We start from the raw sequence: 9,622 nt of genomic DNA, 5'->3' as shown, positions 1-9,622 counted from the left end.
GTGCCCGAAGGCTCCGCACCGCCGGCCGCACCGGGCGCCGGACGCACCGGCCGCCCGCACCTGGGCGAGCGGCGGGCGTGCGGGGCGGTGGGCGGGGCCGTGGGAGCGGCGGCGCCATCGGGGAAGGTCCGCGCACCGATCGTGCGGTGCCGGGTAAGGCGCCGCCGCCCTGCATACGAGATCATCGCCTACTCTTCGTCAAGCGTCACCCGGATCAGGGGATTCTTTGTCAGGAATCACCCGTCTTGGCGGCCCTGGTGCTCTTCTTCGCGGTGACCGGCTTGGGGGCGGCCACGGGCGCGGGGGCGGCGGCCGGAGCGGCGGGATCGGCCTCCTTGTCGACCTTCGGGCCGATGCCGAGCTTCTCCTTGATCTTCTTCTCGATGCCGTCCGCCAGGTCGGGGTTGGCCTTGAGGAAGTTGCGGGCGTTCTCCTTGCCCTGGCCGAGCTGGTCGCCGTCGTAGGTGTACCAGGCGCCGGACTTGCGGACGAAGCCGTGCTCCACGCCGAGGTCGATCAGGCCGCCCTCGCGGCTGATGCCCTGGCCGTAGAGCAGGTCGAAGTCGGCGACGCGGAACGGCGGGGCCATCTTGTTCTTGACGACCTTGACCCGGACGCGGTTGCCGACGGCCTCGGTGCCGTCCTTCAGGGTCTCGATGCGGCGGACGTCGAGGCGGACGGAGGCGTAGAACTTCAGCGCCCGGCCGCCGGTGGTCGTCTCCGGCGAGCCGAACATGACGCCGACCTTCTCGCGGAGCTGGTTGATGAAGATGGCGGTGGTCTTGGTCTGGTTGATCGCGCCGGTGAGCTTGCGCAGGGCCTGCGACATGAGGCGGGCCTGGAGGCCGACGTGGCTGTCGCCCATCTCGCCCTCGATCTCGGCGCGGGGCACGAGCGCGGCGACGGAGTCGATGACGACGATGTCGATCGCGCCGGAGCGGATCAGCATGTCGGTGATCTCCAGGGCCTGCTCGCCGGTGTCGGGCTGGGAGACCAGCAGGGCGTCGATGTCGACGCCGAGCTTGCTCGCGTACTCGGGGTCGAGGGCGTGCTCGGCGTCGACGAAGGCGGCGATGCCGCCCTTCTTCTGGACGCTCGCCACCGCGTGCAGGGCGATGGAGGTCTTGCCGGAGCCCTCGGGGCCGTACACCTCGACGACCCGGCCGCGGGGCAGGCCGCCGATGCCGAGCGCGATGTCGAGGGAGATCGCGCCGGTCGGGATGACCTCGACGGGCGCGCGCGCCTCCTCGCCCATCCGCATGACCGATCCCTTGCCGAACTGCCGCTCGATCTGGGCGAGTGCGGTCTCGAGAGCCTTCTCCCGGTCGTTCGCTGCCATTGAGATGTCCTTCTCGGTCGTGACTGCCGGCTCTCGGCCGCCGGTTGCGATGTCGAGGGCGACGTTACGGCGGGCCACCGACACTTTCGAGCCGCCGCCGCGATTGTGGATGACGCCGCGCGCCGGGGACCAGCCTACCGAACATCCGTTCGATCATCGTCCGGTATGGCGATTCGGGTGGGAATCGCCGTGCGCGCGATGGTCCGGACCCCGTACGCTGGCGCCGTCCACGGAGGGCTCCAATCATGACGCTGACCGTCCTTTTCTGCGTCGATCCGCTCCATCCCCGGCGCGTTGACCCCCATTTCTCCCGCGAGGCCGCGGCCGTAGGGGACCACTACGGCGAGACCGCCCTGATCGACCACGACGCGCTGCGGCGCGGTGACGTGGAGGACGCGGTCGACGCGGTGCCCCCCGGCCTGGGCCCGGCCTGGTACCGCGGCTGGATGCTGTCGGCGGACGAGTACGCCGCCATGGCCGCGACCCTGAAGCGGCGCGGAACGTTCCTGCTGACGCACCCGGACGACTATAGGCGCGCGCACGAGCTGCCGGGCTGGCACGAGACGTTCGCCGGGCTGACGCCGCACAGCGTGTGGCGCCCGCTGGGCACGGGCCAGGATCCGGGCGATCTCAGCGAACTGGCCGAGCTGGTCCGGCCGCTGCGGCCCGGGCCCGCCGTGGTCAAGGACTACGTGAAGTCGTGCAAGCACGAATGGGAGGAGGCGTGCTTCGTCCCGGACGTGCGGAACCTGGCCCAGTTGCACGACATCGCCTCCAAGATGGTCGCGCTCCGGGACGACCACCTGGCCGGCGGTCTCGTCGTGCGCGAGTTCGAGGAGTACGACGGCGACGGCGAGGCGCGCGTGTGGTGGGTGGACGGCGAACCCGCGCTGGTGGGCCCCCATCCCGACAGCCCCGGCGTGGAACCCGACCCGGACCTGGACGCGGTGGCCCCGGCCGTCCGCGCCCTCGGCTGCCGGTTCATCACGACCGATCTGGCCCGCCGCACGGACGGCGCCTGGCGCGTGGTGGAGGTCGGTGACGGCCAGGTGAGCGAACTGCCGTCGTCCGTGGACGCGATGGACCTCTACGCGCACCTGCCCGTCCCGGACTGATCCCCTACGGCGCCGATCCCCCTACTGCAGGGTCGAGGGGACGTCGAAGGTGGCGACGACGGCCTGCCAGACCTTCTTGGCCGGCTCGCCGTCGGCGAGGGCCTGCTCTATGGTGCGGCCGCCCAGCTCCGCTATGACGTAGTCCTTGGCCACGCTCTGGGCATAGCTCTCGCCGAACTGCTGATTCATTCGATCCCAGAAAACTGTGAGCCGCACACCGTCCACGCTATCCGACGGAGGGTTTCTCCAAGGACTGCACGACCTCGCCGGGGACGGCGGGTCCGGTCCCCTGGCGGTACTGGCGGTGCAGTCCCGTCAGATAGCGCTCGACGGCTTCGATGACGCGGGCCGTCCGGTAGGAGGGGAACACGTCGAACGCGTGCTGGGCGCCCTTCATCTCGGCGTAGATGACGGGTGACCGGGAGGCGTCCCGGAGCCGTTCGACGAAGCGGCGGGCCTCCGCCACGGGGATGAGCGAGTCGCGGCTTCCGTGGATGACGAAGAAGGGCGGCGCGTCCTCGCTGATGTACGAGACGGGGGACGCCTGTGCGTACACCTCGTAGTTCTCGGCGAACGGCTTCTTCACCACCATCTTCTCCATGATGTGGGTGGCTCCCATGGGGACCGGCCATGGTCCCGCTTCAACGAGGTTGTAGACGCCGTAGAACGGGACGGCACCCTGCACGGAGGTGTCGACGTCCTCGAAGCCCGGCTGGAATCGCGGTTCGTTCGCGGACAGCGCCACCAGCGCGGTGAGGTGCCCGCCGGCCGAGCCACCGGTCACGCAGAGGAAGTCGGGGTCGGCGCCGTACTCCTCGGCGTGCTCCTTGTACCAGGCGACGAAGTGCTTCAGGTCGATCAGATGCTCGGGCCAGGTGGCGCGTGGGCTGAGCCGGTAGTTGACGTTGAAGCCGACCCACCCCTGCAGGGCCATGTGGTTGAGCAGAGGCAGGCCCTGCTCGCGCTTGTCTCCGATGACCCAGGCACCACCGTGGATCTGCATGAGCCCAGGGCGGAGCCCACCGTCCTCGGCGGGCCGGAAGACGTCCAGTTTCAGGCGCAGCCGGCCTTCCTCCCGGTAGACGATGTTCCGGTCGACCCGCACGCCCTTGCGCGGGATCAGGCAGAGCGGCGGGACGACCAGATGCGCCAAGGGGTAGCGGGGAGCGCCCTCAGGGTCCAGGTCGAGGGGCGCGCCGCAGCCGCGCAGGGTGACGACCGTACGGCGGGACGCGGCGATCGCGGCCGCGATGCCCGCCATGCCGGCGAGCGCCAGGGCGAGGCCCGTCCAGCCCGCCCAGCCGTCCAGTCCGCCGGACGCGGCCGCGAGCGCGGTGGCGACGGCGCCGGCGGCGAGCGCGTGCGGCGCCATCTCGATCGTCAGCCAGCCGAGGAAGAAGCTCGGCGCGAGCAGCACGGCGTTGCGCCGGGGAGCGTGCGCGTTGGCGGCGGCCAGCGCGACCGAGATCCCGAGGGCGAGCAGGACGTAGGGCATGGAGAGCTCCCTTGGGGTGGGCGTCCTCCCCGTAGACCCTGCCCGGACAAGCGCTTGCTTACAACGTGACGCACGCCACATCGGCGCGTTCTGTCAGACCCGCGAGGCAGTATGGCGCCATGGGCGGTGACGTGCTCGAACGCTTCTCCCCGGCGACCCGTGCCTGGTTCGCCGGGGCCTTCGCCGCGCCCACGCCCGCCCAGGCGGGGGCGTGGGAGTCGATCGCGGGGGGCGACAGCACGCTGGTCGTGGCGCCGACCGGGTCCGGCAAGACGCTCGCGGCGTTCCTGTGGTCGCTCGACCGGCTCGCCACCGAACCCGTCCCGGACGATCCGCTCCGCCGCTGCCGCGTCCTGTACGTGTCGCCGCTGAAGGCCCTCGCCGTCGACGTCGAGCGCAACCTGCGCGCCCCGCTGACCGGCATCCGGCAGGCGGCGCGGCGCCTCGACCTGCCGGAACCGGGCGTCCGGGTCGGCATGCGGTCCGGCGACACCCCGGCCGACGAGCGCCGCCGGCTCGCCGTCAAACCGCCGGACATCCTGATCACGACGCCGGAGTCGCTGTTCCTGATCCTCACCTCGCGGGCGCGCGAGTCGCTGCGCGGCGTCGAGACCGTCATCGTGGACGAGGTGCACGCGGTGGCGGGCACCAAGCGCGGCGCGCACCTGGCGCTGTCCCTCGAACGGCTCGACGCCCTCCTCGAACGGCCCGCGCAGCGGATCGGGCTGTCGGCGACCGTCCGCCCGGCCGGCGAGGTGGCCGCGTTCCTCGGCGGCACCCGGCCGGCGGCGGTCGTCCAGCCGCGGTCGGACAAGGTCTTCGACCTCGACATCGTCGTCCCCGTGGAGGACATGGGCGAGGTCGGCCAGTTCGTCGACGACTCCGGTGCGGTCGATCCCCGCCGGCGCAGCATCTGGCCCCATGTCGAAGACCGCCTGCTCGACCTCATCCAGGCGCACCGCTCGACGCTCGTCTTCGCGAACTCGCGCCGGCTGGCCGAACGGCTGTGCGGACGCCTGAACGAACTCGCCTACGAGCGCGCGACGGGCGAGCCCCTGCCCGAAGACCACTCCCCCGCCGCCACGATGGCGCAGGCGGGTGCGGCCAGGGGCGCGCCCGTGGAGATCGCCAGAGCGCACCACGGCTCGGTGTCCAAGGAGGAGCGGGCGGGCATCGAGAACGCTCTGAAGGAGGGCCGCCTCCCGGCGGTCGTGGCGACGTCCAGCCTGGAACTGGGCATCGACATGGGCGCCGTCGATCTGGTCGTCCAGGTGGAGTCGCCGCCGTCGGTGGCCAACGGGCTCCAGCGGGTCGGACGTGCCGGGCACCAGGTCGGCGCCGTGTCCAAGGGCGTCATCTTCCCCAAGTACCGGGGCGACCTCGTCCAGACGACCGTGGTGGCCGAACGCATGCGCGGCGGTGAGATCGAGGAGCTGCGCTACCCGCGCAACCCCCTGGACGTCCTCGCGCAGCAGGTCGTCGCGATGGTCTCCATGGACGAGTGGACGGTCGACGACCTCGAATCCCTGGTCAAACGCGCCGCCCCCTACGCGACCCTCCCGCGCTCGGCGCTGGAGGCGACCCTCGACATGCTCGCCGGGCGCTACCCCAGCGACGAGTTCGGCGAGCTCCGCCCCCGCCTCGTCTGGGACCGCGTGACCGGTGTCCTGCACGACCGCCCCGGCGCGCAGCGCCTCGCCGTGACCAGCGGCGGCACGATCCCCGACCGCGGCCTGTTCGGCGTCTTCCTCGTAGGGGAGAAGTCGTCCCGCGTCGGCGAACTGGACGAGGAGATGGTCTACGAGTCCCGCGTCGGCGACGTGTTCGTCCTCGGCGCCAGCTCGTGGCGCATCGAGGACATCACGCCCGACCGGGTGCTCGTCTCGCCCGCGCCCGGCCAGCCCGGCAAGCTGCCGTTCTGGCACGGCGACACCCTCGGGCGCCCCGCCGAACTGGGGCGCGCGCTCGGCTCGTTCACCCGCGAGCTGGCCGGCCTGCCCGCCGAGGAGGCCCGGAACCGGGTCTCCGCCGCCGGGCTGGACGCGTGGGCGTCCGCCAACCTCGTCTCCTACCTGAGCGAGCAGCGCGAGGCGACCGGGCACGTCCCCGACGACCGCACGATGGTCGTCGAGCGCTTCCGCGACGAGCTCGGCGACTGGCGGATGGTCGTCCACTCCCCGCTGGGCGCGCGCGTCCACGCGCCCTGGGCGCTCGCCATCGCGGGCCGCCTGCGCGAACGGTACGGCGTCGACGCGCAGGCCATGCACGCCGACGACGGCATCGTCATCCGCATCCCCGACATGGACGAGGCGCCCGGTCTCGACCTCGCCGTCTTCGACGCCGACGACGTCGAGCGCGTCGTCGTGGACGAGCTGGGCGGCTCGGCGCTGTTCGCCGCCCGGTTCCGCGAATGCGCCGCGCGGTCGCTGCTGCTCCCGCGCCGCCGTCCGGACAAGCGCATGCCGCTCTGGCAGCAGCGCCAGCGCGCCGCGCAGCTCCTGGCCGTCGCGAGCAAGTACCCGTCGTTCCCGATCGTGCTGGAGACGATGCGCGAGTGCCTGCAGGACGTGTTCGACGTCCCCGGCCTGGTGCAGCTGATGCGCGACCTGTCGGGGCGCAAGGTCCGCATGGTCGAGGTGGAGACGCCCGAACCCTCGCCCTACGCGCGCTCCCTGCTGTTCCACTACGTCGGCGCGTTCATGTACGAGGGCGACTCGCCGCTCGCCGAACGCCGCGCCCAGGCGCTCGCGCTCGATTCGGCGCTGCTCGCCGAGCTCCTCGGTCAGGCCGACCTCCGCGAGCTGCTCGACCTCGACGCCGTCGCCGAGACCGAGCGCGAACTCCAGCGCCTGGCCGCCGACCGCCGCGCCCGCGACCTGGAGGGCGTCGCCGACCTCCTCCGCACCCTCGGCCCCCTCACCACGGCCGAGGCCGCCGAACGCACCCTCCCCGCCGACGCACCCCTGACCGACACCGGCCCCAACGGCCTCCCTCCGGACGGCGTCCCTCCCGCGGACGTCGACCGGGCGGAGAGGCTCGGTGCGGAGGCGGTCGCGCGGGTGGGGCGGTGGCTGGTGGAGCTCGAAGGGACGCGGCGGGCCGTTCGCGTCCGGATCGCCGGACAGGAGCGCTGGGCCGCGATCGAGGACGCCGGACGGCTCCGCGACGCGCTCGGCGCGCCGCTGCCCGTGGGCGTCCCGGAGGCGTTCCTCGAACCGGTGGACGACCCGCTCGGCGACCTGGTCTCACGCTACGCGCGTACGCACGGGCCGTTCCGGGCGGACGCGGCCGCCGCCCGCTTCGGGCTCGGCGTCGCCGTGGTGACCGAGACGCTGCGCCGGCTGGCGGGCGCCGGACGCGTCGTCGAGGGCGAGTTCCTGCCCGTCGAGGCGGTGGCGGGCCCGCTGACGACCGAATGGTGCGACGCCGGCGTCCTGCGGATGCTGCGCCGCCGCAGCCTGGCCCGGCTGCGCGCCGAGGTCGAGCCGTCCCCGCCGGAGTCGCTCGGCCGTTTCCTGCCGGCCTGGCACGGCATCGCGGGCGGGTCGCGGCTGCGCGGCGTCGACGCGCTCGTCCAGGCGATCGAGCAACTGCAGGGCGCGGCCGTCCCCGCCTCGGCGCTGGAGTCGCTGATCCTGCCGTCCCGGGTCCCCGGCTACACCCCGGCGATGCTGGACGAGCTCACGTCCGCCGGCGAGGTCGTGTGGGCCGGCCAGGGCGGCCTGCCGGGAGGCGACGGCTGGGTGGCGCTCTACCTGGCCGACACCGCGCCGCTCCTCATGCCGGAACCCGCGGAGATCACCATGACGCCCGTGCACCGGGCGGTTCTGGACGCGCTCGGCGACGGCGGGGCGCATTTCTTCCGCACGCTGTCCGACCGGGTGAACCAGGACGTCACCGCCAATGACGCCGACCTGGTCACCGCCGTCTGGGACCTTGTCTGGTCGGGGCGCCTCACCAACGACACGATGTCGCCGCTGCGCGCCGCGCTGGGGTCCGGCCGTCCGGCGCACCGTTCCCGGACGACGCGCCGCGGACGTCCCGTCCTGCCGTCCCGGACGGGTCCGCCCACGGTCGCCGGACGCTGGTGGCCGCTCCCCCAACGCGAGACCACCGCGACTCTGCGCTCCCACGCCCTGGCCGAGGCGCTCCTGGAGCGGTACGGCATCGTCATACGCGGCGCCGTCGCCGCCGAACGCACTCCGGGCGGGTTCTCCGCCGTCTACCCGGTGCTGCGCGCGTTCGAGGAGACGGGTCGCTGCCGCCGCGGCTACTTCGTCGAGGGCCTGGGAGCCGCGCAGTTCGCCCTGCCGGGCGCCGTCGACCGCCTCCGGGCCCTCCGTCCCGCGACCACGCCCCCGGACGACATCTCCGCACTCTGGGAGACACCCCGCAAACCCGACGTCCGCGCCCTGGTCCTCGCCGCCGCCGACCCCGCCAACCCCTACGGCGCGGCCCTGCCCTGGCCGGGCCGCGACGACGAGGTCGCCGGCGGCCACAAGCCCGGCCGCAAGGCGGGCGCGCTGGTCGTCCTGATCGAGGGCCGCCTCGTCCTCTACGTCGAACGCGGCGGCAAGACCCTCCTGACCTGGGACGACGACCCGGACGTCCGGCAACCGGCGGTCGACGCCCTGGCCCTCGCCGTCCGCGAGGGCGCACTCGGCAGACTGACCGTCGAGCGCGCCGACGGCGAGTCGATTAACGACTCCCCCCTGGCCGCCGCCCTGGAAGCAGCAGGCTTCCACCCGACCCCCCGCGGCCTCCGCCTACGCTCCTGATGGCAGCTACCGGGTCCCGCCATGGTCGTGGCGGGATTGGGGGCCGTGGTGGGTCAGCGGCGTTTGAACATGTTGATCAGGCCCCGCAGGGCTCGTTCGTCCAGGGAGCCGAAGGGGTTGTCGTGGACCAGGTAGGTCCAGGTGGCGGACGGGCGCTTCAGGCCGGCGGCGTCGAGGTCTATGCCGTCCTCGGTGGCGGTGAGGGTCTCGAACGTCTCCACTGAGCGCTTCCGGGCTTCGGCGAGGAGGCGCTTGCCGGCGGGGACGGCCTCGCGGTTGAACTCGACCAGGGGGTCGAGGCCGCGCCCCAGGGAGCGCAGGTGGATGCCCTCGCGGAGGTCCGCGAGGTAGGCGAGGTGCTCGGCCCAGCAGCGGTCCAGTTCGTAGAGGACGATCTGGCGGGCGGCGGCGGCCACCGCCTTGGCGCCGGCGGTCTCGGTGAGGTCGGCGTGCTTGGCGGGGGCCGAGGAGGCCATGGCCTTGTCGGCGGCGTCGCCGCGCAGGACGGCGTCGCGTTCGGTGAGCAGGTCGCGGCGCTGGAGGCCGATCAGGTGGTTGTAGCGCCAGGTGTTGCGGTGCAGTTCGAGGTCGACGCCTTCGGCGACGCGCTGGGCGTGGCCGACGATCCAGTGCGCGCCCTTGTCGGTGATGAGCCCGTCGTCGTCGGAGGGGGCCTTGCTCTTCTCGTCGGGCGCGTAGCGGGTGACGAGGCCGTCCTGGAGGCTGGTGAAGAAGACCGAGGCGCCGGGGTCGCCCTGGCGCCCGGCGCGGCCGCGGAGCTGGTCGTCCAGGCGGCTGCTGTGGTAGCGGCCGGTGCCGATGACGAGGAGGCCGCCGGCCTCGGCGACGCGGTCGTGGTCGGAGCCGGGGGTGTCGGCGGGCGCGGTGCCGGGGG

At 73.0% G+C, this 9,622-nt stretch carries 6 protein-coding genes; 2 read left to right on the top strand and 4 right to left on the bottom strand.

The features are described from left to right. Positions 1-229: 229 nt before the first annotated feature. A complete protein-coding gene (gene recA, locus E1284_RS34680; protein ID WP_131944389.1) occupies positions 230-1,339 on the bottom strand; it encodes a recombinase RecA in 1,110 nt (369 codons plus the stop codon). Between the two features lie 245 nt (positions 1,340-1,584). Between recA and E1284_RS34675 the strand changes: the two genes are divergently transcribed. Next, on the top strand, positions 1,585-2,454 hold the full coding sequence (locus tag E1284_RS34675) for an ATP-grasp domain-containing protein (RefSeq protein ID WP_131944388.1): 870 nt from the start codon (positions 1,585-1,587) through the stop codon (positions 2,452-2,454). 21 nt (positions 2,455-2,475) lie between these two features. Here E1284_RS34675 and E1284_RS34670 read toward each other — a convergent pair whose 3' ends face one another. Both E1284_RS34670 and E1284_RS34665 read right to left on the bottom strand, forming a co-directional pair. After that, positions 2,476-2,670, bottom strand: coding sequence for a DUF3046 domain-containing protein (locus tag E1284_RS34670; RefSeq protein ID WP_131944387.1), 195 nt, complete (start codon positions 2,668-2,670; stop codon positions 2,476-2,478). A gap of 10 nt (positions 2,671-2,680) precedes the next feature. Further along, positions 2,681-3,949: an alpha/beta hydrolase gene (locus tag E1284_RS34665; RefSeq protein ID WP_131944386.1), complete on the bottom strand. Its 1,269-nt coding sequence runs from the start codon at positions 3,947-3,949 to the stop codon at positions 2,681-2,683. A gap of 119 nt (positions 3,950-4,068) precedes the next feature. On the opposite strand from E1284_RS34665, the gene E1284_RS34660 reads away from it, so the two are divergent. Continuing rightward, a complete protein-coding gene (locus E1284_RS34660; protein WP_131944385.1) occupies positions 4,069-8,727 on the top strand; it encodes an Lhr family helicase in 4,659 nt (1,552 codons plus the stop codon). A 53-nt stretch (positions 8,728-8,780) separates the two neighbouring features. Here the strand turns inward: E1284_RS34660 and E1284_RS34655 are convergent. Continuing rightward, a partial coding sequence (locus E1284_RS34655; protein WP_481726443.1) for a preprotein translocase subunit SecA occupies positions 8,781-9,622 on the bottom strand: 842 nt, incomplete at its 5' end.

The organism is Actinomadura bangladeshensis, assembly GCF_004348335.1.
Taxonomy (GTDB): domain Bacteria; phylum Actinomycetota; class Actinomycetes; order Streptosporangiales; family Streptosporangiaceae; genus Spirillospora; species Spirillospora bangladeshensis.
This window is presented reverse-complemented; position numbering and strand designations above follow the sequence as displayed.

What these genes read in the sequence shown, in the direction of transcription:
- E1284_RS34660 (WP_131944385.1), top strand. Translation starts at nt 4,069, where the DNA reads ATGGGCGGTGACGTGCTCGAACGCTTCTCCCCGGCGACCCGTGCCTGG.
- E1284_RS34665 (WP_131944386.1), bottom strand. Translation starts at nt 3,949, where the DNA reads ATGCCCTACGTCCTGCTCGCCCTCGGGATCTCGGTCGCGCTGGCCGCC.
- E1284_RS34675 (WP_131944388.1), top strand. Translation starts at nt 1,585, where the DNA reads ATGACGCTGACCGTCCTTTTCTGCGTCGATCCGCTCCATCCCCGGCGC.
- recA (WP_131944389.1), bottom strand. Translation starts at nt 1,339, where the DNA reads ATGGCAGCGAACGACCGGGAGAAGGCTCTCGAGACCGCACTCGCCCAG.